A 26,815-nucleotide genomic window follows, 5' to 3' on the forward strand; every position below is an offset into this window, starting at 1 on the left:
GGCGCCCGGGAATGCTAAGGGAATGCTAAGACGAGGAAGCAATGCACATATCGGCGAGTGGCACCTTGGCAGAAGAACGGATCGTGACAGCGGCTCTGCTCGTCATTGGCGATGAAATCCTTTCCGGGCGAACCAAAGATCAGAATATCGGCGCCCTCGCTGATCACTTGACGAATGTCGGCATTAGGCTGCGTGAGGTCCGCGTTGTTCCGGACGATGAGGCCGATATCGTCGCCGCCGTCGATGCCCTGCGCCGCCGCTACGACTATCTCTTCACAACCGGCGGCATCGGCCCGACCCACGACGACATCACGGCGGACAGTCTTGCGAAGGCCTTCGGAGTGCCGATCGCTATCGACGCGCGAGCTGAGAAAATTCTGAGCGATTATTACGTCGCAAAGGGCCTCGAATTGACGCCGGCGCGTCTTCGCATGGCGCGGATACCCTCAGGGGCTGACTTGATCGAAAATCCTGTGTCGGCCGCGCCCGGCTTTCGCCTTGGGAATGTCTTCGTGATGGCCGGCGTGCCGAGCATCATGCGAGAGATGCTCCAATCCCTGACGCCAACCCTGGAGACCGGCGCCAGGCTCTTGTCCGTCACGATCCCGGTCAATCGTCCGGAGAGCGAAATCGCCGACATATTCTCCGCCCACCAGAGCCGCTACCGGGATGTGCAGATGGGAAGCTACCCGCTGCTGCGCGACGGTCGGCCGGCGTCGGATTTGGTGCTGCGCTGTTCCGATCGAGACCGCCTGACCGAGGCAGTCGACACGCTCAAAGCGGCTTTGGGCGTGTGAGGCGCGGCCAGTCGTGTCAGGCCAGTCGCGTCAGTTCAGCCGCGCCCGCTCGCTCTCGTCGGCGTCGGCCGTACGCGCATTCGACGTAACCGGCGCGTCGCCGCCAAAAAGATCGTACTGAACGTCGAGCGCATCGAGAAATGCCGCCGCCATATCGAGAAGCGGCCCGAGGGCGATGCGCTTCGCGACGAGGAAATTGTCGTCGATCGTCAGATCCGAAGCGATCCGCATGGCCGGTGCGTCGGGCGCGATGAGGCCACGGCTGCGAACGTAGGCGACGATGTCGTCCGCAGTGTCGAAATCCGTGGCTCTGGCATCGCCGCTTTCCTCGACGGCATCGAGCAGGATAGCTGTCCCAGAGACGAAGAGCTTGGCGATGGCGCGGAAGCGGTCATCACATTCGGCGAGCGAGCTGGCGTGGCTGCGGGCCTTCAGGATACGGGCGACGAGCATCAGTTCGAAGCTGCGGACCTCTTCCGCAACAGCGCGCTGACGCAGGATGAAGTCGCTCGGATCGGCAGGCGTCTCGGTAAGCGCGCGCCAGTCGCCGCCGCGAGCCATCAAGTCTTCGCCCGCTGCAAGCGCGGCATCGAGATGATCAGCGAGCATGTAAACCGACAGGGGTGCCCGCACGTGCTGTGCCATCTCTAACTCCGCATTTCTCAAAGATTAATCTGGCCGGAAAGTGCCCTGATTCGCGAGGTCGGAGCCAGCCGGACACCGTGTAGCCCCCGAACAATGGGGAGAGATGAGGATAAGGTGTGGACGGCATTCAGCCGCTTATACCGAACATGAGGAAAATCGCCCAAAACCGAGCGTCTACCGTCAATCCGGAAGAATCACGATTGAGCAAACGGCGTGCTGAGACGGTTCGAGAGGGTCGCTTTTGGCTCGCCTAATCAGCCACAGTCGCACAGAAATTCACAGCTCATTCGCCGCGAGGACGCGATAGCCGCGCGGAGGCACTCCAACGATCCGGGTTTGAGCCTGCGCCGAGGCCAGAATGTTTTCAGCCCGCTCGCGACGGATGCGCCGAACGGGTGGCCGGTCTGGGGCGCTTCGTTGCGCAAGCACCTTCAGTTCCTTCGTGCTTACCACCTCTGGCGGCTTCCGGCTCGTCTTCGGACCCGCAACCACTTTCCGGTTCCGCGATTCCTTAAGGCGAACGTCGAGCCGCGGAGCAATCGCGCCGAGCTTCCAAGCCCGAAGAAGCTTTGAATCGAACAACTTCGTGCGCGTGACGAAGGGAGCGGCAGGTGCGGGAAGATCCGGCGCCGGATCGGACGCGATCGCAACAGCCGGAGCGGCAGGCTCTGCGACCGGGTCCACGACAGGCTCCACAACCACCTGCGCAATCTGCGCAACCGGCTCAGCCGTCGCGGGCGGCAGCGTGGCCGCAATGCTCGCCTTTTGCAGCACCGTCGGCGGCGGCGTTGGAGCGAGGGTCGCCCCAATGTTCGGCTTTAGCGGCGCGCGAAGCAAAGGTTTCGGCGGCTCCGCGATGACGGCTGCCGGGATATCGCTAATGGCGCGTTCGATGTTCGGCGCGGTAGGTTCGACTGATGATCGCGGCGAAGCGTAAGCCCGGGCAGGCGCCGGCTTCGGCACATTTGCGGCAGCGGCTGGGCGCGACGCGGTTCGCGGCACATCCACGGCCGGGCGAGCAAGTGGAGGTGCAGAAACGGGAAGCGGTGCCGCCGCCGCTTTCGTGGCAACCGCATCTTCCGCTCTATTCGGCGTGACGTTCGACGATTGCCGGGCTCGAGAACGACGGCCGAGCCAGGAGAAAAACCGGAAAACAAGGCCGCTGGCGATGACGAAGAGCAGGGCCCAGGTGAGGGCGAGGGCTTCCGGTGGCAAAGGAACCTCCAACAGCAACGCTATGATGAACAGTCCTCAAAACGCCGCGGCGCGTCAACTGTCGACGGCAAAATTATTCGTACGCCAACGATTTCACCTCGTTCTGCCGCTGATGCCGGCACTGGAAATCCCGATTGATAGGCGTTGTCATACGGAAAGTTTCCTGCAGAGCATTTTACTTTTTCTTCGTTCGCTTTTGGGGAACCGGTCCCTAGCGTTGCGGAACAGCTCAAGACGGCTGGGACCAGCTCGGGGAAAGATGAAATGAAAATCGCGAAATTGGTTTTGCTTGGGGCGTTCGTTTTGGGCGCGAGCATCTCCGCCGAAGCCGCAACGTCCGCGCCGAAGCTGCATGCTCCGGGCGCGAAGACGCTCGTCTCGCATACGGTGAAGGACGAGAAGAAGAAAAAGCACGCTCACGCGCACCGGGCTCACAAGCACAAGCACAAGGTCGCTGAAGCGCACGCGAAGCCCAAACCGCACAAGGCGCCCGCGCATAAGGCTCATGCGCACAAGATCAAGAAGGTGAAACACCAGCCCTGATCGCGTTCCGGCCGGGGGGCGGGATAGCGTTATCAGCCGCCGCCAAAGGGCACTTTCCGTTCCGCGTTCGGAGGGTGCCCTTGGCGGCTTTGTTTTTTTTCCGAGACGCATATCTGCAAACTTCGTCATCCCGGCGCAGGCCGGGATCCAGCCAAGTCAAAAAACAAACAAGGCGCCCCTTGCTGAAGCGCCTTGAAGAAATTCGGTCGTCTGCGGCGAGTCTCACGCTGGATCCCCGAACGCGGTCGCTCCGCTCGCGCGTTCGAGGATGCCGAACGAAGCGTGGGCCTCACTGTTTAAAATTTTGTGGAGGTCCGAAGCTTGTTCAGAATTTCGCTTGCGCTATTTGCGGTCGCTACCAGCTTATCAGAAGCCCTGCGAGCTCCTTCAAGGTAACTGAAAGTCTGCTGTCTTGTACGTTCGGCTTCAGGAGCACGGCCCTCTGCTTGAATTTGGTCTGCGAGCGAATTGATCTGGTAGAAGCGATCCAATTGAGATGCTATCTCAGCTTTTCTAATCGCACACTCGTTCATGAATTTTCGAAAATCATTTCGCACACCTTCGGGCAAATGGATCAGATGCTCTCGATTCCGACCATAAATTGAAATTTCAATATCGATCAACGCTAGAAAATCATGATGTATAGCTTGAGCGCGCGTAGTTGTGGCGTCCATGTCGCGAATTATTGCTTGAAGATTTTGTATCGTGTCGATGGAGAAATTTCGCACCACTTCTCTTTGGTTTTTCTGGGTAAGTCTTATGGTGAAGAAAGCAAGGACCCACCCCCCCAAGAAAGAGAGGATGAGCCCAACAACGATACCCCAGAAAAACTCGCCGGTGATTATGCCCCACATACCGGTCACTCTATCCCCGTTTGGTAATCAGCTACACCCGCTCGTTGATCCGCACGTGTCACACTTCAAGCACGTGCCATTCCGCACCATCGTGAAGTTGTGGCACTCGCTGCATGAAACGCCTTCATAACCGCGCAATTTCGCTTCCGAGACGCGCTGCTTGAAGATCTCCGACTTCGTCAGAACGGCTGATGACGAAACAACCGCGTGCCTCTCTTCGCTGACCGTCGAGAGCGCGTTGGCGCCATGCGTCAGCGTCTGCTCCACATACCGCGAACTGGCGTCGAAGCTGCCCTTGCTCTGGACGGCAGCAGCGCCAAGAGACGAAGCCTTCGGTCCGCTCTGCGTCGTGCTGCTGGCAAGCCGAACGATCGGATTGCCGCGAACAAGACCCTTCGACACCATCTTCGACACTTCCGGCAAGTTGAGCGCCAGCTGCTCGTCCGTCGTGTCTTCGCTCGAACCGAGACCCGTCTCGCCGACGATCTCGCGCGGATCGACGTGCGCAAGGTCGTGACGGCCGAGGTACGACACGGCGAGTTCGCGGAAGATGTAGTCGAGGATCGACGTCGCGTTCTTGATCGTCTCGTTACCCTGCACGAGGCCGGCCGGTTCGAAGCGCGTGAAGGTGAAGGCTTCCACGTACTCTTCGAGCGGCACGCCGTACTGCAGGCCGAGCGAGATGGCGATGGCGAAGTTGTTCATCAACGACCGGAAGGCGGCGCCTTCCTTGTGCATGTCGATGAAGATCTCGCCGAGCCGCCCGTCGTCGTATTCGCCGGTGCGGAGATACACCTTGTGGCCGCCGACGGCAGCTTTCTGCGTGTAGCCCTTGCGCCGGCCGGGAAGCTTGGCGCGATCCTGGGCGGCGGCTTCCTCTTTGACGTAGACGATGCGTTCGACGATTTTCTCGACGATCTTTTCCGTAATGGCGGCCGTACGTGCTGCCATCGGCTGTGACATCAGCGCGTCGGCGGCTTCTTCCGCGTCATCGACGTCATCGCCCAGAACCTGGCTGTTCAACGGCTGCGAGAGCTTCGAGCCGTCGCGGTAAAGCGCGTTGGCCTTGAGCGCCAGCTTCCACGACAGCATGTAGGACTGTTTGCAATCCGCCACCGTAGCGTCGTTCGGCATGTTGATCGTCTTCGAGATGGCGCCCGAGATGAACGGCTGCGATGCCGCCATCATGCGGATGTGGCTCTCGACCGAAAGGTAACGCTTGCCCTTCTTGCCGCACGGGTTGGCGCAATCGAAGACCGGCAGATGCTCGGGCTTCAGATGCGGCGCACCTTCGAGCGTCATCGCTCCGCAGACGTGTTCGTTCGCAGCGTCCACGTCCTTCTTCGAGAAGCCGAGATGCGCGAAGAAGTCGAATGACGGATCGTTGATCTTGTCGGCCGGGATGCCGAGCGTCTCGGTCAGGAATGCGTCGCCGAGCGTCCAGCGGTTGAACACGAACTTGATGTCGAACGCCGTGCCGAGACCCTTCTCGATCTTGGCGAGCGCCTCGTCCGTGAAGCCGCGGGCTTTAAGCGTCTGCGTGTTGATCGCAGGCGCCTGCTTCAGCGACGCATGACCGACGGCATAGACCTCCATCTCCGCGATTTGGCTTTCGCGATAGCCGAGACCACGCAGCGCTTCCGGCACGGACTGGTTGATGATCTTGAAGTAGCCGCCGCCCGCAAGCTTCTTGAACTTGACGAGCGCGAAGTCAGGCTCGATGCCGGTCGTATCGCAGTCCATGACGAGGCCGATCGTGCCGGTCGGCGCGACGACGGTCGCCTGCGCATTGCGATACCCGTGCTCCTGCCCGAGTTCGAGCGCGTTATCCCACGCACGTTTCGCGGCTTCACCGAGGCGCGCGTCTTTCAACGAGCCATGGTCGAGCGGAACCGGCGCGGTCGCGAGTTTTTCGTAGAACTCGGATTCGCCGTGTGCCGCCCGGCGATGGTTGCGCATCACGCGCAGCATGTCCTGCGCGTTCGGTCCGTATCCGGGGAACGGCCCGAGTTCGGCGGACATCTCCGCGCTCGTCGCGTAGGAAACACCGGTCATGATCGCGGAGATCGCACCGCAGATCGCGCGGCCCTCAGCCGAGTCGTAAGGAATGCCAGCCGACATCAGCAACCCGCCGATGTTCGCGAAGCCGAGACCGAGCGTGCGGTAACGGTAGGAAAGCTCAGCGATCTGCCGCGACGGGAACTGCGCCATCAGCACCGAAATTTCGAGCACGACCGTCCACAGGCGGCAGCCGTGCTCGTAGGATTCGATGTCGAACGACTTATCTTCACGGCGGAAGCGCAAGAGATTGAGCGACGCGAGATTGCACGCCGTATCGTCGAGGAACATGTACTCCGAGCATGGGTTCGACGCGCGGATCGGCCCCGACTGCGGGCACGTGTGCCAGTCGTTGATGGTGGTGTGGAACTGGATGCCGGGATCGGCCGAAGCCCACGCGGCGAAACCGATCTGCTCCCAAAGGTCCTGGGCGCGCATCGTCTTCGTCACTTTGTTGGTAAGGCGGGCGCGCAGCTGCCAGTCCTTGTCGTCGGCAACGGCGTTGAGGAATTCGTCGGTGACGCGCACCGAGTTGTTCGAGTTCTGCCCGGCGACCGTCAGATAGGCTTCGCTATCCCAATCGGTGTCGTACGTGTCGAACGAGATTTCCTTATAGCCCTGCTTGGCGAACTGGACGACGCGCAGAATGTAGTTCTGCGGAACGCCGTCGCGCTTGGCTTCGCGGATCGCGATCTTGAGCTTCGGATTTTTCGTCGGCTCGAAGCAGGCATCGCCCTCGGCTTCGCAGTTGACACAAGCCTTCATGACGGCCTTGAGCCGCTTCTGGCAGATCTTGGAACCCGTAACGAGGGCGGCGACCTTCTGCTCCTCGCGCACCTTCCAGGTGATGTATTCCTCGATATCGGGATGATCGACGTCGACAACGACCATCTTGGCCGCGCGGCGCGTCGTGCCGCCAGACTTGATGGCGCCAGCCGCGCGATCGCCGATCTTCAGGAAGCTCATCAGGCCCGACGAACGACCGCCGCCCGATAGCTTTTCATTGGCGCCGCGAAGCGACGAGAAGTTCGAACCCGTGCCGGAACCGTATTTGAAGAGCCGCGCTTCACGAACCCAGAGGTCCATGATGCCGCCCTCGTTGACGAGGTCGTCGGCAACCGACTGGATGAAGCAGGCGTGCGGCTGCGGGTGCTCGTAGGCGGACGTCGAGTTGACGAGTTCGCCCGTCTGATAATCGACGTACATGTGGCCTTGGCCAGGGCCGTCGATGCCGTAAGCCCAGTGCAGGCCGGTGTTGAACCACTGCGGCGAGTTCGGCGCCGCCATCTGCATCGCCAGCATATAGCGAAGCTCGTCGAAGAAGGCCTGAGCGTCGGCTTCGGACGTGAAGTAGCCGCCCTTCCAGCCCCAATAGGTCCACGTGCCGGCGAGGCGGTCGAACACCTGCCGCGCATCCGTCTCGCCGCCGAAGCGCTCGTTCTCGGGAAGCTCCGCAAGCGCCGCGTCATCGGGTGCCGAGCGCCAGAGCCACGAGGGAACCTGCGTTTCTTCGCAACGCCTTAGGCGGCGCGCAACGCCGGCTTTGCGGAAATACTTCTGCGCGAGAATGTCTGCTGCAACCTGGCTGAACTGCTCTGGAACATCGAAGCCGTCGAGTTTGAAAACGATCGAGCCGTCGGGGTTCTTGATTTCAGACGTCGCACGGCGGAACGGGATCGAGGCATAAGGCGAGAGTCCGGCTTCAGTGAAACGCCGCGTAATCTTCATAGGTAAGTGCCCCCGAAATTTCGCGGCAAACGGACGCTCGTCCGCCTGCCGTATGGAATGATTGCCTTGCGCTGGACCCTGCTTTCCGGCGCTCAGGCGTGATGACGACGACGCATGACCGAGACGCACACAACTTGCCGCGCTTAGAGCGCGCACTTCTCCGCGCCAGCGACGACGGCCAATGGCCGCAATCCGCCGGTGTTCTGCCAACCACAAAGGTGTTTGGTGGCGACGAGGTGCTCGTGCGCTACGCTGGACGCGACAGGAAATAACGCTCCGGAATGCTTAGTCTCAACTCGACGACGGCTCGGTCCACAACTTCCCCACGGACTGTCGCATACTCGCCGAACACTCATCAAAGGTAGGACGATTCGATCCGCTCGTCACGCTTTCTGGGATATATATTGGGGTAGCAGCCGCAACACATACTATATCTAGTGCTGTTGGTAACTTCGAGCGGATGACGCGTTTCGCGCTGATTTTAGTATGTTTCAACGTGGTTCTAAGTCGTTGACCATGTGGATGAGGTGGGATTTCTCGATTTTGCTCACCCTGACGACCCAGAGCTTAGTGCGATTCCGCACAGTCGCTGTTGCGCGGCTGCATCTCCTTCCTACAGTCTGGACATAAGCCCCGCGGTGCAGCTAAGTCGAAACCGAGGCGCGGCGGGAAAAGGACCTTCAAGACATGGGCTTACTCAGCGAAATCTTCAGCTGGTGGGGCGGAAATACCTGGGGAACCAGACTTTTCACGCTGCGGAAAGGCAAGCAGGTCGGCCAGGACGAATTTGGAAATCGCTACTTCGTCCAAAAGTCGGGCGTCGGACCGCTCGGCGTGCCCGCGCGCTGGGTCATATATCCGAAGCTTTCCGAGGCGAGCCAGGTGCCGCCCGATTGGCACGGCTGGCTTCATTATACCGTCGATACGATCCCGACTGACGAACGCTATCATCCCCGCCCGTGGCAGAAGCCGCACCAGATGAACCTGACGGGTACGCCGCTCGCGTATCGCCCGAAAGGCTCGATCTTGGGTAAAGGCGAGCGCGCCAAGTCGACCAGCGATTACAAGGCGTGGAAGCCGCACTGACCGCCTGATCGAAAATTCGCCCGCTTTGAGGCTCAATCGAGGGCCTCCGCCGGGCAGCGCCCCCCTCACTGGATTCTGAATTGAGAAAGCCGTTGCTTTTGAATTTTGCGCTGAGCGTACGGCTTCACCGTCGCGGAGCGGCCGTTACGTCGCTGACGCTATTGCTCGCCGGTGCAATGAGCGCGGCGACCGCGCCCGCCAAGGCTGATCGCATCGAAAATCAGGTTGCCGTTTTTTCCGCGCTCGACAAGGTGACGGCGCACATCTCGAAATTCGAGGTGGCGCTGGGCGAAACGGCGACGTTCGGCGCGCTCAAGGTCACGCCGCGCGCATGCTATTCGCGTCCGCTGACGGAAGAGCCAAAGACGACGACGTTCGTCGAGATCGACGAAACGCAGCTCGATGGTTCGGAAAAGCGAATTTTCACGGGCTGGATGTTTGCCGAGAGCCCCGGCATTTATGGCCTCGAGCATCCGACCTATGACGTCTGGCTGACCGAGTGCAACAAGCCGGCCCGCACGATCTCTGAGCAGAAGCCCGTCACGCCCGAGGGCGCTCCAACAGGCGCGCCCGCGACGGCCGAAGGCCAGCAACCGCCGGATAGCGGCTATCAGGACAACGGCGAAGCGCCTGCCGACCAGGATTACCGCCGCCGCGTCCGCCGCTAGTTTGCCGCCACCGTCATCCTCGGACGAACGCTGCTATTCCGCGAGCAGCCGCGCCGCCTTTGGCGCGAAATACGTGAGAACGCCAGAAGCGCCCGCGCGTTTGAACGCGAGCAGACTTTCGAGCATCGTCTTATCCGGATCGAGCCAGCCCTTTTCGAAGGCCGCGGCAAGCATCGCGTATTCGCCCGAGACTTGATAAGCCAAGGTCGGCACCCCGAACGTTTCCGATACGCGACGCACGACATCGAGGTAGGGCATCCCGGGCTTCACCATCACCATGTCTGCGCCCTCGTCGAGATCGATGGCGACCTCGCGAAGTGCTTCTTCGGTGTTCGCGGGGTTCATCTGATAGGTTCGCTTGTCGCCCTTCAGAAGTCCCGAAGATCCGACCGCGTCGCGGAACGGACCGTAGAACGCGCTCGCATACTTCGCCGCATACGACATGATTTGGGTGTTCTTGAATCCGTTCCCTTCGAGCGCGCCGCGAATAACGCCGATGCGCCCGTCCATCATGTCTGACGGCGCAAGAACGTCCGCGCCCGCTTCCGCCTGCACGAGCGCCTGCTTGACGAGTGCCGCATTCGTCTCGTCGTTCACGATCTCCTCGCCGACGAGAAGGCCGTCATGCCCGTGGCTCGTGTAGGGATCGAGAGCGACGTCGAGGATGACGCCGAGATCGAGGTTCGCAGCCTTGATCGCGCGCGTCGCCCGGCAAACCAGATTGTCCGGATTGAAGGCTTCGGCCGCATCCTCGCTGCGCTTTTTCGGATCGGTGAAAGGAAAGAGCGCGATCGCCGGAATGCCGAGATCGACGGCGTGCTTCGCGGCATCGACGATGAGGTCGACGCTCAGTCGTTCGACGCCTGGCATGGACGCGATAGGCGTGCGCAGCGCAGCGCCGTCGACGACGAACATCGGCCAGATCAGATCGGCGGGCGACAATTGGTGTTCGGCGACGAGCCGGCGTGACCACGAGGCCTTCCGGTTGCGGCGCATACGGATCGCCGGAAAGCCGCCGGAAAGCGACTCTGTTTCGAGGTGGGGGGCCGGTGGGCGTGTGCGGGAGGACATGAACGAGTTTCCTGGGCAGAAGCAGCGAAATCTGCGCCGCTCGAATTTCGGCCGACAATGGACACGAGCCGCGCCTCGGCGCAAGCCGCTGGACGTGCCGCAGATGTGCCATCAGGGATGACAGCGATGCAGGTCAGGAATGCCCCCGCCCGATTGCAGGAGTTGACCGTCGCAAAGCCCGCTAATCGCAGATCTTGGTAAACTTGCGCTGCGCCATATCGATGTGGAAATGATTCCGGTGATCGTCGTTCGCCTCGGGCCCAAGCGTCGTTCCGAAGATCCGGCATGCGGCGTCGTGCGCCTCGCGCAGGAACGCCTTGACCTCGGGGTTCGGATCGGACGTCGAACGTGCACCCACCTGTGACGTTTTCTGAACCGGCGAGCCCTTTTTGGAAGGCTTCCCGAGTGGCCCGCCAAGTTTGTTAGCGACGACCGGATCGGCCGTTGCCAAAGTCGGCGTTGCGGCGAGCTCGCCATCCCCGACGCCGTCGATGATTGTCGAACGCGCGAGCGAAGTAACAGCTGCTCCCGCGGTTGACGGCAGAGCCGACGGGAGCGCGGCCTGAGCCGGATTGGTCGCGACCGCCGTTCCCGCGGCCTTGGCAGCCGCTTCCTCTGCGGCGCGCTGCTCGGCGGCAGCCTCGGCCAAAATTTGGCGTTGCGGCTTTCCCCAGTCTTGAAGCACATCGGCCGTTTTCGTCGTCGCCGTTACGAAACCGCCGATATCGAGCGCGTTCGCCAAGCCGTGCTCACTGAGCTTCGTCTTCTTGCGGCCGTAAGCGTTGCGGCACGAATAGGAGCTCATTGTCTGGATCGTGATGATTTCGGATTTGAGGTGCTTGCGAGCGAGCGGCTGCACATCGCCTTCGAACCAATTGACCAGAGACTCAGCGAGATCGCAGGTCACGACCGCCGGCGGCGATAACGCGACCTGGGGGTTCTGACCGATACTGATGAGTTCGATGGGAGCAGGCGTGCCGCATGCACCCTCCTTGATCGGCTCATGCGGCAAGGCGACGGCGTGGATGCGCTTGAGAACGACCGCGCAATGCGCCTTGGCATCTGCAATCTCCGCTGCGGACCACGTCGGGGGCGCCTTCGGCGCAGGTGCGGCGGCAGTCGTCGCCGGAGCATCTGGCTTTGCGCCATCCTCCGGTTTCTGAGCAGCCTTCGCCGCGTCTGATGGAGCCTGAGCGGGCGGCGGCGCTGCAGAAGCGGGCTCGGCCGCGGAAGTCGCTTCCGATGCGGGATGCGTTGGCTTTTGCTTCGCCTGAGCATCAGCCGGCATTCCGCCAACAAGCAATGAAGCGGCGAAAATGGCGGCAGTTGCGAAGTGCCGAAGGCGCGACGGTCTGGTGTCGTGCCCCGTGCTGGGGCCCGTCGTGCTGGGGGATGTCATCATTTCTGTCTGTACATCCTTCACGGCCGCTCTACAAAGTCGACGCGAGCGCTGATCTCGGCGGGAGCCTGAATATTCCAGAATTCCCTTTTCAGGCCAAGCTCATACTAAACTCGGCCGTTGATCCGATCGGGGATACGGCAAGCGTCCGGAGTGTGGAAGATCATTCCATAGCCGCAAAATATGGCGAGTTCGTATGAAACAGGCCATAGCATCGAATTTCACAACCGAGTCGCGCCACCGATACTTACCGAGCATGCAGTGAACCAGCACAACACCGATCTCAAAACATCGACAGTCGGGCAGTCTCCGAAGATCATAGCGGAACGATCGCAGGCGCTGCAGATGTTCACGCTGAGCAGGCCGAACGTCCTCAACGCCCTCGACGATGAGATGTGCCGCACGTTGAGCAGCGCCATCCCGGCCGTCGCTCGTAATCCCGATGTCTACATCGTCGCGCTTCTCTCCAATAATCCGCGGGCCTTCTGCGCCGGCGGCGACGTCCGGGCGCTGTCGGTTGCTGCAAAGGACGATATCGAGACCGCGAAGAGCTATCTCCGCAACGAGTATTCGCTCAACTGGCTTCTTGAATGCTTCTCCAAGCCGACCGTGTCGTTCATCGATGGGCTGTGCATGGGCTCGGGCGCCGGCTTGACCGCATACAATACGCATCGCATCGCCGGCGAAAATTTCAAATGGGCGATGCCCGAGACCAAGATCGGACTGTTCCCTGACGTTGGCATATCGCGCGTGCTGGCGAAAATGCCGTGGCCCATCGGAATCTATTTGGGTCTCACGGGCCGCGCGATCGGACGCGCCGATGCGCAATGGCTAGGTCTCGTTACGCATTGCATCTCCGCGACGCATTTCCCCGGCATTCTGGCGAAATTGAAAGACGCCGAACCCGTCGACCCCATGCTCGACGCCCTTAACGAAATTCAAGCTCCTGGCGATTTGCAAAAAGACCGGGGCCATATCCTCGAGCATTTTTCAGAGCCGACGCTCCAAGGTATTCTGCGGTCGCTGACGAATGCAGAGGCCAAAGGCTCGGAGTGGGCGAAGAAGACGCTCGCCGATCTGGCGAAGTGTTCGCCGATATCGCTGGCCATTACGATCCGCCATATTCAATCGGCGCTTTCGTTTGATATACGTCAAACACTCATCGAAGATTATCGTCTAGCGTTGCGATCCATCGAAAGCCACGATTTCCACGAAGGCGTTCGCGCGCTGCTCATCGACAAGGATGGCAGCCCAGCATGGAAACCAAATCGCTATGATGATAGTATTGCTGATGTAGTCGAAGCATATTTTGCGCCATTGCCAGGGGCAGAGCTCGAATTGCCGAAGAGAACAGAGATGCAGGCGGCGCGAGTTTAAAAAATCTGGCTATATTGTTGTTAATTGTCGTCGCCGCGTTAGGACGATAGTTACCAATTCGGAGAATTGCCCTGAATATTGGTTAAAAATTCATTCCAAAGACACCCCCCTACTATTCTTTTACTATATCTATTTAGCCGAAATTCAGGCCTCCGCGTTATCAATTTATCAAAACCCGGGCAAACCGGGTGGCGTCAAACAATTGCGAGGCAGGTTATGAGTTTAGCGTACGATATGGCGCGTCACCGCGCGCCGGCCCAGGAAGAAGGGTTTCGCGGTGAATACCTTCAGGCGCTGCGTTTGATCGAGCGCCTGCATCGCCTTCTGCTCGACGTCATCAAGGACGAGTTTGATCGCCGTGGCGGAGCCGAACTCAACAGCGTGCAAGCCTTGCTCCTTTACAACATCGGCGAGAGCGAGCTGACGGCAGGCGAGCTGAAGACCAGGGGTTACTACCTTGGGTCGAACGTGTCCTACAATCTTAAGAAGCTCGTCGACATGGGATACATTCACTACAAGCGGTCCGACACGGATCGCCGGTCGGTGCGTGTGAGCCTGACCGACAAGGGCCTCGAGGCGCGGGACATCGTTTCGAAGCTCTATCTTCGTCAGCTGGGCTCGGTGCAGACCGTCGGCGAAGTTTCCAACGACGACGTCAAAGGCTTGAACAAAGCCCTGGTTCGTCTGGAACGCTTCTGGTCGGATCAGATTCGTTACCGCCTCTAAAAAACGGCCGACGCCCATAACCTGCTTTTGGACGCCGTCGTACGACGGGCGTTGAGGGCCTCTCTGCATCCGCGGAGAGGTCCTTTTTCGTTCGCGACGGCGGCGGCGACGGGCACCTGTGGACATGCCCGTCCGCCGAAAGCCAGCGGGGCATCTATCCGATGTCAAATGCTCGGAATTCAGATAGTGTGCCCCCAACGCAAATTGGAATCGCAAGCGCCGGGGGACGGACGTGGGCTTGGGGGAACGGAAGCTTAGGGCAGGGATCGGCCTGTCAGACCGCCGGCTCATAGCCAGCATCCTGAGCATTGGATTTATTGCGATATCGGCGGCCGGCTGGCTCGGGTTAGGCGGTGCGGCGGCCCAGGGGTTCAGCTGGTTCAATTTTGGCTCCGGCAATGACGGCCCGTCCTACACAAGCAACCGGACCGATCCCGACTTCGTCCGCGAATGGGAAGCCAACCCGCCCAAAGGCTACGCGACGCTCGCTAAGGCAAATATCGAAGCGACCAAGATGGCGGTCCGGCAGTACACGATGATCGTGGGGAAGGGCGGCTGGCCGCAAATTCCCGAGCCCCCGCCTAAGACACCCCGTGACAGTCTCATGCAGTCCGGGACGACCGATCCGGCCGTCGCATTGCTCCGCGCCCGCTTAGCGGCCTCGGCAGACCTCCGCAGCGCCAATACAACCTCGAGCTATTTCGACAGCGATGTCGAGAAGGCGCTCCAGCGGTTCCAGGCGTCGAACGGCCTGACGCCGACAGGGATCGCCGACAAGCGGACGATCGCCGCCCTGAACGTGCCCGCGGACGCCCGCCTGAAGCAGCTGAAGGTCAATCTGGCGCGCTTGCAGGAAGCCATTCCGACGACATCGAAGAGATACGTCGTCGTAAACATTCCAGCGGCACATATCGAAGCCGTGGAGAACGGCGCGATCGTTGCCCGGTACGCAGGCGTCGTCGGCAAGCCCGAGCGTCCGACACCACTTCTGCGCACGCCGATCACCGACCTCAACTTCAATCCGATGTGGCGGCTGCCGCCGACGGTCGTTTCGGAAGACCTGATCCCGCGTGGACGCGAGATGCAGAAGAAGGGCCAGAACGTTCTGGTGCAATTCGGCATCGACGCCTACGCAGGCGGAAAGAAGGTCGATCCGCAGAGCATCAACTGGGAGAAGGTGTCGCCCGGCACCTACACGTACAGCCAGCAGCCGGGCAAGGAGAACCCGCTCGGGTTCCTGAAGATCAACTTCGACAGCGCCCACTCCGTTTACATGCACGACACCCCGTCGGATCGCATCTTTGGCCGCAACTTCCGTTCGGAAAGCTCGGGCTGCATCCGCGTCCATAACATCGAAAACTTGGCGGCCTGGTTGCTCGCCGATCAGAAAGGCTGGAATGCCGATCGGGTCGCGCAACTGAAAGAACAGGGACAGCGTCTGGACGTTCGCTTAAAAAAGCCCGTTCAATTGATGTTTGTCTACATCAGCGCCTGGGCGACCGAAGACGGGGTCGTGCAATTCCGGCGCGACATTTACCAGAAGGACGGCATCGGCGAGGTGGCAGCTTCCTATTAACATGTCGATGCCACCTTACGGTCGCGATGGCATCATAGCTTCTAGATGCGGGAGGCCTGTTATGCGCCCGACGACTTGCTGCCAGAGCCGTTAGCTGCCAGAAACAAAGCCCCAATACCGGATGAAAGGTCTTTTTGACCTGACCAAATTTTCATCCTCTGCGCGACGAAACGGCACTGGTCCTTTCAGGTCCCTGGGTACATAAAAGGACCAAAATAATGAACGCCGTGCTTTAGGGAGCGGAAACCGACTGATGAACTACGAGCAGATGCTCTCGGACGCCCTCGATACAGTAAAGCGTGAGGGACGCTATCGGGTTTTCGCTGATGTGAAGCGCCGCAGAGGTGCCTTCCCCAAAGCTGAAGTCGTCAAAGGTGAAGCTGCAAAGCAGATAACCGTTTGGTGCTCGAACGATTATCTCGGCATGGGCCAGCACCCGAAGGTGCTCGCCGCGATGCACGAGGCCATCGATCTCGTCGGCGCCGGTTCCGGCGGCACGCGCAACATCGCAGGCACCACCCATTACCACGTCGAACTCGAGCGCGAGCTTGCCGATCTCCACGGCAAGGAGATGGCGCTTCTCTTTACGTCGGCATTCGTCGCCAACGAGGCAGCGCTATCGACGCTCGCCACGCTCTTTCCCGGCTGCGTAATCTTTTCCGACGAAAAGAATCACGCGTCGATGATCGCGGGCATCCGCAACGGCCGCGGGCCGAAGCAGATCTTCGTTCATAACGATCTCGCCGATCTTGAAGCGCGCCTGCAGAAAGTGCCGCGCGACACACCGAAGATCATCGCCTTCGAGAGCGTCTATTCGATGGACGGTCACGTAGCGCCGATCGCTGCGATCTGCGATCTCGCAGAAAAGTACAATGCGCTGACGTATCTCGACGAGGTCCATGCGGTTGGGCTTTATGGCCCGCGCGGCGGCGGCGTCGCCGAGCGCGACGGCGTCATGCATCGCATCGATATCATCAATGGCACGCTCGCGAAGGGCTTCGGCGTCATGGGCGGCTACATCGCAGCGTCCAAGACGCTGTGCGACGCCATTCGGTCTTATGCCCCAGGCTTCATCTTCACGACCTCGCTGGCGCCCGCGATCGCGGCCGGCGCCCTCGCGTCCATCCGCCATTTGAAGTCGAGCAACGTTGAGCGTGAGCAGCACCAGGAGCGCGCCCGCTCCCTGAAGCGGCGTCTCGCGGCGGCCGATTTCCCCGTCATTTCGGGACCGAGCCACATCGTGCCCGTGCTGGTCGCCGATCCGGTGCGCTGCAAGGCCCTGACCGACGTGCTGCTCGATCGCTACGGTATCTACGTTCAACCGATCAATTATCCGACGGTTCCGCGTGGCACCGAGCGGCTGCGGCTGACACCGTCGCCTCAGCATACGGACGCCGATATGGAGCACCTCGTCAACGCTCTGGCGGATCTCTGGTCTCAGTGCCCGCTGGCGCTGATCGAGAGCCTTGCCGAGGCGGCTGAGTAAGGCCCTACGGGAACGCCTGGGCGGCACCACCTCAGTTGCGCTGCAATACCCGCGGCCCGCGCCTTTATTACGCGGGTGCGGATAGAGTTGAGCGCTGGCATAGTGGCTCGCAACTATGGTTGAAAGCCGGTCCGGGCTTGCTCCAAAGTGCCCGCCAGCGCTAAAAAAACGTTTCCCCAATTTAGAGGAAAGCCCATGTCGACTGCACCGGCAGCAACTTCGCAAACCTCGCGCTTTTTCAAAGCGCATCTTTCTGAAACCGATCCCGAAGTCTTCGGCGCCATCCAGAAGGAATTCGGACGCCAGCAGAACGAGATCGAGCTGATCGCTTCGGAGAATATCGTCTCCCAAGCCGTGCTCGACGCTGCAGGCTCTGTCCTGACGAACAAGTACGCGGAAGGCTATCCGGGCAAGCGCTATTACGGCGGCTGCCAATACGTCGACATCGCCGAACAGCTCGCGATCGACCGCGCCAAGAAGCTGTTCGACTGCGGCTTCGCCAACGTGCAGCCGAATTCGGGCAGCCAGGCCAACCAGGGCGTCTTTAACGCACTTGCCAAGCCAGGCGACACGATCCTCGGCCTGTCGCTCGCAGCCGGTGGTCACTTGACTCACGGCGCGTCCGTCAACCAGTCGGGCAAGTGGTTCAAGGCCGTGCACTACATGGTGAAGCCTGACACCCACCTCATCGACATGGATGAAGTGAAGAAGCTCGCCCACGAACACAAGCCGCGCATCATCATCGCTGGCGGTTCGGCCTATCCGCGCAAGATCGACTTCGCCGCGTTCCGCGCGATCGCCGATGAAGTCGGTGCGCACTTCCTCGTCGACATGGCGCACTTCGCCGGTCTCGTTGCAGCAGGCCTCATCCCGAGCCCGTTCCCGCACGCTCACGTCGTCACGACGACGACGCACAAGACCCTGCGCGGTCCGCGCGGCGGCATGATCCTGACGAACGACGAAGACATCGCGAAGAAGGTCAACTCGGCGATCTTCCCTGGCATCCAGGGCGGCCCGCTGATGCACGTCATCGCTGCGAAGGCCGTTGCCTTCGGTGAAGCGCTGCGTCCCGACTTCAAGGTCTACATCAAGAGCGTAATGGATAACGCCAAGGCGCTGGGCGAAGTGCTTGTTCAGAACGGCTTCGCGCTCGTTTCCGGCGGCACCGACACGCACGTCATCCTCGTCGACCTCCGTCCTAAGAAGCTGACCGGCAACAAGGCTGAGAAGTCGCTCGAACGCGCTCACATCACCTGCAATAAGAACGGCATTCCGTTCGATCCCGAGAAGCCGATGGTGACGTCGGGCATTCGTCTGGGTTCGCCCGCCGGCACGACGCGCGGCTTCGGCGTCGCGGAGTTCCAGGAGATCGGCCGTTTGATCACCGAAGTTCTCGACGGTTTGGCGAAGAACGGCGAAGAGGGCAACGCTGCAACCGAAGCCGCCGTCAAGGCGAAGGCGACGGCGCTTTGCGAACGCTTCCCGATTTACGCCTGAGCTGAACTTAAGTCCTGAGCTAAACGCTCGGTTCAATCGATCGAGAGCGCCGGATACGTCCGGCGCTCTTTTTATTTGGGCATGGGTGTCATTATGCTCGACGCTCCCCGCAATGTGACACCGCTTCACGAGAAGCCGCATCGAACAGGCTGTAAGTAACGATAATCACGCGTTTCGGGCTACGACGGGCAGGTGCAGGCCTTTTCTCATTGTTGAAAACCTCGCCGTAGGCCATCTCGGGAATGTGTGCCGCCGCCGGAATCTGGCTTGTGGTTAAGACGAAGTCAGTTTGAGCGGGAAAGAGGCGGCGCCGATAGAGAGCGATCGCCGATTGCGAGGAGCTAAGGATGCGCTGTCCATTTTGCGGAAGCGAGGATAGCCAGGTCAAAGACAGCCGGCCGTCGGATGAAAACGCCGCGATCCGCCGCAGACGCATCTGCGCCGATTGCAGCGGACGTTTTACGACGTTCGAACGCGTGCAGCTTCGCGAGCTGACCGTCGTCAAGCGCTCGGGCCGCAAGGTACTGTTCGATCGCGACAAGCTTTCCAAATCGATCTCGGTCGCGATGCGCAAGCGGCCGATTGAACCCGAGAGGATCGACCGGCTTGTCTCCGGTCTCGTTCGTCAGCTCGAAAGCTCAGGCGAAACCGAGATCACATCTGCGGAAATCGGCGAGCTCGTCATGGCGGCCTTGCGCGAACTCGATCCCGTCGCGTATGTGCGCTTCGCGTCCGTCTATCGAGACTTCCGCGACGCCGCCGATTTTCATGCCGTTCTCCGCGACCTCGCGAGCGATACCCGCGATCCGCTCGATCTCAGCGAGCGCTTCGGCACACCCGCTCTCGACGCCATCGCGAGCCAGAAAAAGCACTGAGCGCAAGTATGTCGAGTTTCCCAAGTCGTGCGTTCGACGACGAGATGATGGAGATCGCGCTCCGTATGGCCGAGCGCGGACTTGGCGCAACGGCGCCGAACCCATCCGTCGGCGCCGTCATTGCCGATGAGGCGACAGGCGAGCTGATCTCGCGCGCGAGGACGGCAGACAAAGGCCGTCCGCATGCCGAAACGACAGCGATTGCAGCGGCGGGAGAAAGAGCGCGCGGCGCCACGATTTACGTCACGCTCGAGCCGTGCTCGCATTACGGCCAGACGGGCCCGTGCGCCGATGCGATCGTAACGGCCGGGCTGAAGCGTGCGGTCGTCGCAATCGAAGATCCCGATCCCCGCGTCGCCGGCCGTGGTCTCGATAGGCTGAGACACGCCGGAATTGAGGTCGTTCGCGGTGTAGGCGCCGCCCGGGCGCGATGGCTGACGCGAGGGCACGTTGTTCGGATCACCGAGCGCCGCCCGTTCGTCACCCTGAAGCTCGCACTCGACGAGAAGGGCGAGATCGCGCGGGGCTCGGGCTCGGCACCTGTTTGGGTCACCGGCGAAAGAGCGCGCGCTCACGGAATGCTGCTGCGCAGTGAATTCGACGCGATCCTCGTCGGCAGCGCGACGGTCAGAGACGATGATCCGGAACTGACGTGCAGACTGCCCGGCCTGATAGGCCGCTCGCCCGTTCGCGTCGTGCTTTCGCGCTCGCTCGATCTTTCGCCGCGCGCGAAGCTATTTCAGAGCGCGGCTAAAGTTCCGGTTTGGTTGATGACGGCTCCGGATGCCGACCCCGGAAAGAGAAATGCGCTCGCGGCCGGAGGCACGGACATCGTCGACGTCGGCGTTGTCGGAAATTCGTTGTGGCTGCCCTCGGTCATGGAAGCGCTCGTTGCGCGCGGGATAACCCGGCTGCTCGTCGAAGGCGGCCCGGCGATATGGCGCTCCTTCGCGGCAGCCTCTCTCGTCGACGAGATCGTTCTTTACATGGCCGGCGACCCGACCGATCTCGATGCACAGAATGCACTCTCGCGCTGGCTCGGACCACTCGGCATGACGGCCGTCGAACGGCGGACAATAGGCACCGATACGATGTGGCGGCTTCGCCGCTTAGCGGACAAGGCCTAGGACAAGGCCTAGCGGACAAGGAAGGACGCTGATCAGATGTTTACTGGATTGATTACGGATGTCGGCGCGGTGATCGCGAAATCGCCCGGCGGATTTACTTTGAAAACGGCTTACGCGCTCAAGCCCGAAGAGACTGGGCTTTCAATCTGCTGCGACGGCGTATGCCTGACCGCGACGAGTATAACGCCGCGTGCTGATGGCGCCGAATTTTCGGTCGACGTTTCCAATGAGACGATGGCCAAGTCGACGCTCGGCAGCTGGCAACCCGGCAAGCGCGTCAATATGGAACGATCGTTGCGGGCTGGCGATGAACTCGGCGGCCACATCGTGTCCGGCCATGTCGACGGCACCGCCAAAATCATCGCAATCACCCGTGACGGCGACAGCAAACGCTTTCTTTTGGAAGCACCCGAGCATCTTTCTCGCTATATAGCTGCCAAGGGGTCTATAGCCTTGGACGGGACCTCGCTGACGGTCAACGAGGTTGCGGAAGCCCGTTTCGGCGTCAATCTCATTCCGCACAGCTTGACGGTGACGACCTGGGGCGCGAAAACCCCCGGCGATCTGGTCAATCTCGAAGTCGATGTATTCGCGCGCTACGTTGCGCGCCTGATGGAGTTTCGCCCATGATGTCGGGCACGACAAATTTGCAATCCGCAGGAAGCAACAGCGCGCTCTCGCCGATCGAAGAGATCGTCGAGGAAATGCAGAACGGCCGGATGGTCATTCTTGTTGATGCCGAAGATCGCGAAAACGAAGGCGACCTCATCATCCCGGCGCAGATGGCGACGCCCGATGCCATCAACTTCATGGCGAAGCACGGCCGTGGGTTGATCTGCCTCGCGCTGACGCCCGCGCGCGCGCACGAACTCAATCTCGATTTCATGGTGCGCTCGAACGGCTCGCGCAACCGCACCGCCTTTACCCAATCGATCGAAGCACGCGAAGGCATCTCGACCGGCATCTCGGCGTTCGATAGGGCTCGCACGATTTCGACGGCCATCGATCCGACGAAAGGCGCGAGCGACATCGTCTCGCCCGGTCACGTCTTCCCGCTGATCGCGCGCGACGGCGGTGTCCTCGTCCGCGCAGGCCACACCGAAGCGTCGATTGATCTTGCGAAGCTCGCCGGACTTTCGCCGGCCGCCGTCATCTGCGAAGTGATGAACGAAGACGGCACGATGGCGCGCATGGCAGACCTCGCCCGCTTCGCCAAGCACCATGACCTCAAGATCGGCGCCATCGAGGAACTGATCGCTTACCGCTTCAAGAACGATCGCATCGTGAAGCGCGTCGCGCAGACGCCCGTCGAGACGACGACGGCCGGCAGCTTCGATCTGCACGTCTACGAGACGACGGTGGAGACCGGAGAGCATCTGGCGCTCGTCAAAGGCAACGTCGCCAAGGGCGGTCCCGTCCTGGTGCGCGTCCATGCCCTGAACGTGCTGCACGACGTGCTCGGCATCGACGGCCACACCGAGAGCGGCACGGTTATCGAGCAGTCGATGCGCGCCATCGAAGCCGAGGGCCGCGGCGTCTTAGTTCTCATTCGAGACTTGCGTCCCAAATCCGTGTCTGATTGGGTGACGCGGAGAAACACACCCGGCGCACTCGCAGACTTGAGCAAGGAACGGCGCCAAGTTGAAATCGGCGTCGGTTCGCAGATCCTTGCGGACCTTGGCGTCAAGGACATGGTGCTTCTCACGACACAACCGCAGCATGTCTACGTCGGCCTCGAAGCATTCGGGCTGCGCGTGACCGGCACCAGAAAAATCGAGTAGCACGACACATGATTCAGAAAACGCCAGGAGCGCCGCGGGACGAAAAGAGCGCGGCTCCGATTCGCGCGCATATTCTTTTCATCGAAGCGCGCTACTACGACGATATCGCCGATCTGCTCATCGAGGGCGCGATCGCCGAGTGCAAAAAGCGCGGCGCCACATACGAGCGAATTGTCGTTCCGGGTGCGCTCGAAATTCCCCAGGTGTTGGCCGCCGCGGCGGACGCGCGCTCAGCCGGACGAACCGCGTTCGACGGTGCCGTCGCTCTCGGCTGCGTCATTCGCGGAGAGACGGCGCACTATGACATCGTGTGCAACAACGCGAACCACTGGATGATGGATGTGGCCATCGGCCAGAATATTCCGGTCGGCAATGCCATTCTCACCGTCGATACGCGCGAACAGGCAGTGGCGCGCGCAGAAGGCGGAATTACGGGTAAAGGCGGCGATGCCGCGCGCGCATGCTTGCGGCTTATCGAGGCGAAGCGCGCTTTCTGGGAAACGACGGCATGACCTCCAAAGGCAAATCAAAGCTGGAGGAAATAACGCCTCGTACCGCAGCCCGGATTGCGGGCGTGCAGGCGCTCTATCAGATGGACATGGCGGGAACGGACGTCAACGATGTCATAGCCGAGTTCATCGAGCAGCGCTTCGAAGGCGATAGTCGCGATGAAGTTCTGGCGACGGCGGACCGCGTTTTCTTCGCCGACATCCTGCGTGCGGTACTGCGCCGGCAGCGCGAAATCGATCCGATGATCGACGAGCAGCTCGCGATCGGCTGGAGCCTGATACGCGTCGATTCCATTTTGCGGGCCATTCTCCGGGCAGGCGTTGCCGAGCTCGTTGACCGGGCCGACGTTCCGGCCCGCGTCGCCATCAACGAATACGTCAATGTCGCGCACGTCTTCTTCGATGACGAAGAGCCGCGCGTGGTCAATGGCGTGCTCGACAAGATCGCGCGCAAGGTCCGAGGCCACGAATTCGTAAGGCGAGTAACGCCATCCTGAGGACGTAGCGCGCGAGCGCTGGGCTTGGAAAGCATGCTGCCAACGCAGGCCAACGCGCCAGAGCCAGAGGACCGGCCAGAAGACCGGTCAGAAGATCGGATTCAAAGCGAAACCGATCTCGTGCAGACCTATTTGGCGCCGCTCGCGGCAGGTAGCCCGGGCGCATTCGGACTTCGCGACGACGCCGCTCTGATCTCTCCCGAGCCCGGAACCGATCTCGTCGTCAGCAGCGATCCCATCATCGCCGGCGTGCACTTTTTCATCGACGACGCGCCCGAGGACGTCGCCTGGAAAGCGCTCGCAGTAAACGCCTCGGATATGGCTGCGAAGGGCGCAAGACCGCTCGCCTATATCTTGACGCTCGCCCTGCCGGACGCACCCACCCGCGCCTGGATGACGAGGTTTTCCGATGGCCTCAGAAGCGCACAGGAAAGCTTCGGCTGCCGTCTCATCGGTGGCGATACGGACCGCACGCCCGGTCCGCTCTCGATCGGCATAACGATCTTCGGTGCCGTGCCGGCCGGTAAATTCGTACCCCGCCAGGGAGCGGCAGCCGGCGACCACGTCTTCGTCACCGGAACCATTGGCGATGCGGCCCTTGGACTAGCCGTCCGCAGAGATCCCTCGGCTTTCGATCGTGTCCTGACCGGCGATGAGCGAGCCTTCGTTCTCAGCCGCTATCTCCGGCCGCGCCCCCGGATCGCGCTCGTTGAAACATTGCGAAATCATGCGTCCGCCGCGCTCGATATCTCCGACGGCCTGATGAAGGACCTCGCCCGGCTCGCCGGACCGTCGGGAATTTCTCTCGGCCTCGGCTCCGTCCCCAAGTCTCCGGCCGTCAGCGCCGCACTGGCCCATGACGCCGCGTTCGCCAAAACCATCCTGACAGGGGGGGACGACTATGAGCTGCTTGTTGCCGTCCCTCACGCCTCAATCGCGGATTTCAAAAGCGGTGCAAAGGAAGCCGGAATCGCGATCAGTCACCTCGGTGTGCTCGAGGCCGGGCGGAAATTCGAAATTCTCGACCAGCAGGGAACGCTGATCGACGGGCGGCAGTTGGGCTACGACCATTTCACCCGCTAGGCCGTAAATGGGTGGCGAAGCGGGGCCCGTCTGCAACACAGATCTGCATTTCGGCCTCTGGCAGCGACGGGATCGGGTTGGTAGATCGTCACTGTTTGGCCATATGCGTGCTGGTAGTTAAGTGGCTGAAAAGGCACGTGTGCTACCACATGGATGAGCGGCGTCGAAATTCAAAAGCGTAGCCGGAAGAAATTTTATAACTGGTACGCATCATTTAGCGGAAAGCCGGGCAAGCGGGATGAGGGATGTGATTTTGACAACGCGGTTTGGAACTTCGGTTCTGAAGGCAGCCGCGCTGATGTTGGTTGTTTCGGTCATTCAGCTGCTCCCGCAGTTCGCGACGCCGGGCCACGCACAGATCAGCCTTTGGGATCAGATTCAAGGGCCGAGCTATGGTCGCGGCGCGAGCGATGGTCCGCCGCCGGCGACGCCCGTTGTGCTCGATGACCTGAGACCGGACGCAACCCCGTGGCGCAGCGACACGATGCTCAATGCCGTCGCGGCAGCGATCGAGCGTTATCAGAAGATCGTCGATAGCGGTGGCTGGCCGGTCGTCCCGCAGGGCCGCATGCTGCGTGAAGGCGACGACGATCCGCGCGTTCCCATTCTGCGGAAGCGTCTGAGGATCAGCGGCGACATGCCCGCGAAGGGCTCCTACTACGATGTCCAAACGTTCGATTCCGAACTGACGGAAGGCGTGAAGCGCTTCCAGAAGCGTAACGGTCTCCGCGAGACGGGACGCATCGAGCAATCGGTCTATCCCGTGCTGAACATCACGGCCGAGCAGCGCCTGGCACAGCTCAAACTGAACTACGATCGGCTCCGCGGCCTGATGCAAGGCGTCGAAGATCGGTACGTGCTGGTCAATGTTCCGGCATTCCAGCTCGAAGCCGTCGACAAGTTCGAAGTACAGCTTCGCCATCGCGTGATCGTTGGACGGCAGGGCCGCGAAACGCCCGATGTCCGCGCGACGATCAAGGCGCTCAACTTCTTCCCATTTTGGCGCGTGCCCGACAGTGTCGCAACGCTCGACCTCATCCCGCGCCTGCGGAAGGAACCCGGCTACCTCGAGGAAGAAGGCATCCGCGTTTACAACGGCGTCAACGGACCCGAGCTCGATCGCAAGACCATTGATTGGTCGTCGCCCCAGACCGCCAGCTACAAGTTCAAGCAGGATCCGGGAGATAAGAACGCGCTCGGCCTGCTGCGTTTGGACATGTCCAATCAATACGGCGTCTACATGCACGACACGCCGATGAAAAATCTGTTCGACCAGCGCAGCCGCGCCTTCAGTGCCGGATGCGTTCGTGTGCAGAACGTATTCGATCTGGGCGATTGGATCGCCCATTACGAGGCCGGTTGGGATCAGCCGGGCCGCGTCCGTCAGCAGCTCAATTCGGGCCAGCCCATGGAGTTGAAGCTGACGCGCCCCATCCCGGTTTACTTCGCCTACATCACAGCGTGGGCTGAGCCGACCACCGGATCGATTGAATTCCGCCCGGATATCTATGGCCGCGACGGCTCTGCCATGCAGACGTCCTATCAGCGCGATGCCGATGATGCCCCGCCTGCATCGGCTGCGGCGGCTCTCGCACCCTGAGCGGCCAGTGATCATCGCGTGATCAAACGCGCGGTCATCGCACGATCGTCGCCTAGCGGAGCAAGCTCGATCCCGGCAGGGATCGGCTTGTGACCTCGCGCAGCACGAAGCTTGAATGCAATCGGGAAACACCGGGGAGCCGCGACAGCTGCTCCTTATGGATCCGTTCGAAATCGGCGAGATCCCGCGCCAGCACCGTGATCAGATAATCGTCCTGCCCCGACATCATGTAACAGGACACGATGGACGGGGCCGCGGCAGCCGCCTGTTCGAACGCCACCAGCAGATCCTGATTCTGGCTTTCGAGGCTGATCTGCACGACGACCATCATCGTGAAGCCGAGCGCCTTGCGATTGACCTTGGCCTCATACCCCGAGATCACGCCTGACTCTTCAAGGGCGCGGATCCGGCGGCCGATCGCCGTGGGCGACAGGGGCACGCGCTCCGCGAGTTCGACTTGGCTCTGGCGGCCATCGGCGAGAAGCGCGGTCAGAATCGCCTTATCCAGCGCATCCATCGCAATTTCCGCCATTTTCCAGCGTCCTTCAGCCGAGTGACGATGATTTGCTGCGAAAAATCGGCCAAGGGCAAGCGGAATTGCTGGGTAACGGCACGCC

24 protein-coding genes are annotated in these 26,815 nt (G+C 61.0%); 17 read left to right on the top strand and 7 right to left on the bottom strand.

Annotation, left to right across the window (positions count from 1 at the left end; translation table 11 throughout):
• Positions 1-41 precede the first annotated feature (41 nt).
• Complete coding sequence (locus AC1DK3_RS05560) at positions 42-797, top strand: competence/damage-inducible protein A (RefSeq protein WP_477191269.1); 756 nt, start codon at positions 42-44, stop codon at positions 795-797.
• 30 nt (positions 798-827) lie between these two features.
• Here the strand turns inward: AC1DK3_RS05560 and AC1DK3_RS05565 are convergent, their stop codons facing one another.
• Both AC1DK3_RS05565 and AC1DK3_RS05570 read right to left on the bottom strand, forming a co-directional pair.
• Positions 828-1,442 (bottom strand): hypothetical protein, encoded by a 615-nt coding sequence (locus AC1DK3_RS05565; RefSeq protein ID WP_477191270.1) that lies wholly within the window; start codon positions 1,440-1,442, stop codon positions 828-830.
• Between the two features lie 276 nt (positions 1,443-1,718).
• Positions 1,719-2,657 carry a hypothetical protein gene (locus AC1DK3_RS05570; RefSeq protein ID WP_477191271.1) on the bottom strand — a complete coding sequence of 313 codons (939 nt, stop codon included), beginning with the start codon at positions 2,655-2,657 and terminating at the stop codon, positions 1,719-1,721.
• A gap of 264 nt (positions 2,658-2,921) precedes the next feature.
• Between AC1DK3_RS05570 and AC1DK3_RS05575 the strand changes: the two genes are divergently transcribed.
• Positions 2,922-3,200, top strand: a complete 279-nt coding sequence (locus AC1DK3_RS05575; protein WP_477191272.1) for a hypothetical protein — start codon at positions 2,922-2,924, stop codon at positions 3,198-3,200.
• Positions 3,201-3,496: 296 nt separating this feature from the next.
• Here the strand turns inward: AC1DK3_RS05575 and AC1DK3_RS05580 are convergent, their stop codons facing one another.
• Together AC1DK3_RS05580 and AC1DK3_RS05585 are read right to left on the bottom strand one after the other, a co-directional pair.
• A complete protein-coding gene (locus tag AC1DK3_RS05580) occupies positions 3,497-4,054 on the bottom strand; it encodes a hypothetical protein (RefSeq protein ID WP_477191273.1) in 558 nt (185 codons plus the stop codon).
• 27 nt (positions 4,055-4,081) lie between these two features.
• Positions 4,082-7,840, bottom strand: coding sequence for a vitamin B12-dependent ribonucleotide reductase (locus tag AC1DK3_RS05585; RefSeq protein WP_477191274.1), 3,759 nt, complete (start codon positions 7,838-7,840; stop codon positions 4,082-4,084).
• A 687-nt stretch (positions 7,841-8,527) separates the two neighbouring features.
• Between AC1DK3_RS05585 and AC1DK3_RS05590 the strand changes: the two genes are divergently transcribed.
• Together AC1DK3_RS05590 and AC1DK3_RS05595 are read left to right on the top strand one after the other, a co-directional pair.
• On the top strand, positions 8,528-8,926 hold the full coding sequence (locus AC1DK3_RS05590; protein WP_477191275.1) for an NADH:ubiquinone oxidoreductase subunit NDUFA12: 399 nt from the start codon (positions 8,528-8,530) through the stop codon (positions 8,924-8,926).
• Positions 8,927-9,102: 176 nt separating this feature from the next.
• Positions 9,103-9,594, top strand: coding sequence for a DUF2155 domain-containing protein (locus AC1DK3_RS05595; RefSeq protein WP_477192880.1), 492 nt, complete (start codon positions 9,103-9,105; stop codon positions 9,592-9,594).
• 33 nt (positions 9,595-9,627) lie between these two features.
• On the opposite strand, the gene hemB is transcribed toward AC1DK3_RS05595, so the two are convergent.
• Positions 9,628-10,665: a porphobilinogen synthase gene (gene hemB / locus AC1DK3_RS05600; protein ID WP_477191276.1), complete on the bottom strand. Its 1,038-nt coding sequence runs from the start codon at positions 10,663-10,665 to the stop codon at positions 9,628-9,630.
• Between the two features lie 181 nt (positions 10,666-10,846).
• Positions 10,847-12,067, bottom strand: a complete 1,221-nt coding sequence (locus AC1DK3_RS05605) for an extensin family protein (protein ID WP_477191277.1) — start codon at positions 12,065-12,067, stop codon at positions 10,847-10,849.
• A 258-nt stretch (positions 12,068-12,325) separates the two neighbouring features.
• Between AC1DK3_RS05605 and AC1DK3_RS05610 the strand changes: the two genes are divergently transcribed.
• The 13 genes from AC1DK3_RS05610 to AC1DK3_RS05670 all read left to right on the top strand — a co-directional run bounded on the left by AC1DK3_RS05610 (position 12,326) and on the right by AC1DK3_RS05670 (position 26,198).
• On the top strand, positions 12,326-13,441 hold the full coding sequence (locus AC1DK3_RS05610) for an enoyl-CoA hydratase/isomerase family protein (protein WP_477191278.1): 1,116 nt from the start codon (positions 12,326-12,328) through the stop codon (positions 13,439-13,441).
• A 216-nt stretch (positions 13,442-13,657) separates the two neighbouring features.
• Positions 13,658-14,167: a transcriptional regulator LdtR gene (ldtR, locus tag AC1DK3_RS05615; protein ID WP_477191279.1), complete on the top strand. Its 510-nt coding sequence runs from the start codon at positions 13,658-13,660 to the stop codon at positions 14,165-14,167.
• Positions 14,168-14,399: 232 nt separating this feature from the next.
• On the top strand, positions 14,400-15,743 hold the full coding sequence (locus tag AC1DK3_RS05620; RefSeq protein ID WP_477191280.1) for a L,D-transpeptidase family protein: 1,344 nt from the start codon (positions 14,400-14,402) through the stop codon (positions 15,741-15,743).
• 253 nt (positions 15,744-15,996) lie between these two features.
• Entirely contained in the window at positions 15,997-17,229 is a 1,233-nt protein-coding gene (hemA, locus tag AC1DK3_RS05625; protein ID WP_477191281.1) for a 5-aminolevulinate synthase, read from the top strand.
• 195 nt (positions 17,230-17,424) lie between these two features.
• Complete coding sequence (gene glyA / locus AC1DK3_RS05630) at positions 17,425-18,726, top strand: serine hydroxymethyltransferase (RefSeq protein WP_477191282.1); 1,302 nt, start codon at positions 17,425-17,427, stop codon at positions 18,724-18,726.
• Between the two features lie 347 nt (positions 18,727-19,073).
• Complete coding sequence (nrdR, locus tag AC1DK3_RS05635; protein ID WP_477191283.1) at positions 19,074-19,601, top strand: transcriptional regulator NrdR; 528 nt, start codon at positions 19,074-19,076, stop codon at positions 19,599-19,601.
• A gap of 8 nt (positions 19,602-19,609) precedes the next feature.
• Positions 19,610-20,728, top strand: a complete 1,119-nt coding sequence (ribD, locus tag AC1DK3_RS05640; protein ID WP_477191284.1) for a bifunctional diaminohydroxyphosphoribosylaminopyrimidine deaminase/5-amino-6-(5-phosphoribosylamino)uracil reductase RibD — start codon at positions 19,610-19,612, stop codon at positions 20,726-20,728.
• 36 nt (positions 20,729-20,764) lie between these two features.
• Positions 20,765-21,358: a riboflavin synthase gene (locus tag AC1DK3_RS05645; RefSeq protein WP_477191285.1), complete on the top strand. Its 594-nt coding sequence runs from the start codon at positions 20,765-20,767 to the stop codon at positions 21,356-21,358.
• Positions 21,358-22,509 (top strand): 3,4-dihydroxy-2-butanone-4-phosphate synthase, encoded by a 1,152-nt coding sequence (gene ribB / locus AC1DK3_RS05650; RefSeq protein ID WP_477191286.1) that lies wholly within the window; start codon positions 21,358-21,360, stop codon positions 22,507-22,509. Before AC1DK3_RS05645 ends, ribB begins: the two co-directional genes overlap by 1 nt.
• 8 nt (positions 22,510-22,517) lie before the next feature.
• Positions 22,518-23,021: a 6,7-dimethyl-8-ribityllumazine synthase gene (gene ribH, locus AC1DK3_RS05655; RefSeq protein WP_477191287.1), complete on the top strand. Its 504-nt coding sequence runs from the start codon at positions 22,518-22,520 to the stop codon at positions 23,019-23,021.
• Positions 23,018-23,515, top strand: coding sequence for a transcription antitermination factor NusB (gene nusB, locus AC1DK3_RS05660; protein ID WP_339085015.1), 498 nt, complete (start codon positions 23,018-23,020; stop codon positions 23,513-23,515). Before ribH ends, nusB begins: the two co-directional genes overlap by 4 nt.
• 33 nt (positions 23,516-23,548) lie before the next feature.
• Positions 23,549-24,598 carry a thiamine-phosphate kinase gene (thiL, locus tag AC1DK3_RS05665; RefSeq protein ID WP_477191288.1) on the top strand — a complete coding sequence of 350 codons (1,050 nt, stop codon included), beginning with the start codon at positions 23,549-23,551 and terminating at the stop codon, positions 24,596-24,598.
• Between the two features lie 247 nt (positions 24,599-24,845).
• A complete protein-coding gene (locus tag AC1DK3_RS05670) occupies positions 24,846-26,198 on the top strand; it encodes a L,D-transpeptidase family protein (RefSeq protein ID WP_477191289.1) in 1,353 nt (450 codons plus the stop codon).
• Positions 26,199-26,250: 52 nt separating this feature from the next.
• Here the strand turns inward: AC1DK3_RS05670 and AC1DK3_RS05675 are convergent, their stop codons facing one another.
• Positions 26,251-26,730 carry an Lrp/AsnC family transcriptional regulator gene (locus AC1DK3_RS05675; protein ID WP_477191290.1) on the bottom strand — a complete coding sequence of 160 codons (480 nt, stop codon included), beginning with the start codon at positions 26,728-26,730 and terminating at the stop codon, positions 26,251-26,253.
• Positions 26,731-26,815: the final 85 nt, after the last annotated feature.

It is taken from the genome of Hyphomicrobium sp. 01T421, from assembly GCF_056398805.1.